Genomic DNA, 923 nt, shown 5'->3' on the forward strand with positions numbered 1-923 from the left:
GGCGACGAGGTCGACTTCAGCACCGACGGCCAGCTCACCTACAAGGCGACGGCGAGCCAGCAGGGCCGCAAGGACGTCACGGTCACGGTGGCCGACGGCTTCGGGGAGCTGACGACGACCACGATCACGCTCGACGTGCGGGCGCAGGGCACCACGAAGCCGAAGACCAACGCCGATCACGTCGTGACGCGCGTCGGCGAGCAGATCACGGTCGCCCCGCTCGCGAACGACACGAGCTCGGGCCTCGAGCCGCTGCGTCTCGGCCGCGTCGACGAGGTGCCGGGCGCCACCGTGCTGCCGGACTTCACCAACAAGACATTCAGCTTCACGGCGCCCGCGGTCGGGGTCTATTACGTGCAGTACCTCGCGACAGCAGGACCGGAGAACGGCGAGGGCCTCGTCCGCATCGACGTGACCGAGGCGGCCGAGGTCGATCTGCCGCCGGTCGCCGTCCGCGACGTCGCCCTGCTGCCGACCGGCGGCGACGTGCTCATCGGCGTGCTCGACAACGACACGGATCCCGCCGGCGGCATCCTCGTCGTGCAGTCCGTGTCGATCGAGCCGGGCACCGGCGTCTCGGTCTCGGTGCTCAATCACGAGACCCTGCGCATCACCGATCAGGGCACGCTCGAGGAGCAGGTGCGCATCACGTACCGGATCTCGAACGGCAAGCAGTCCGCCGAGGGCGAGGTCGTCGTCGTGCCGATCCCGGCGGCGGAGGAGATCCTCCAGCCGGTCACGAATCCCGACACCGCCTACGTGCGCGCGGGCGACGTCGTGACGATCCCGGTGCTCGACAACGACACCCACCCGAGCGATGACGCGCTGCACGTCGCGCCCGAGCTCATCGAGCCGTTCGTCCAGCCGGAGGACGGCGAGGCGTTCGTCTCGCAGGACCAGGTGCGCTTCAAGGCGGGGCCCGA

The 923-nt window shown here is 70.0% G+C and carries 1 protein-coding gene; it reads left to right on the top strand.

Features of this window, described 5'->3' with window-relative positions:
* The coding region (locus tag DW306_RS21125) for an Ig-like domain-containing protein (protein WP_240746998.1) at nt 1–923 on the top strand (923 nt) is incomplete at both ends.

It is taken from the genome of Microbacterium sp. K24, from assembly GCF_004794465.1.
Lineage (GTDB): Bacteria > Actinomycetota > Actinomycetes > Actinomycetales > Microbacteriaceae > Microbacterium.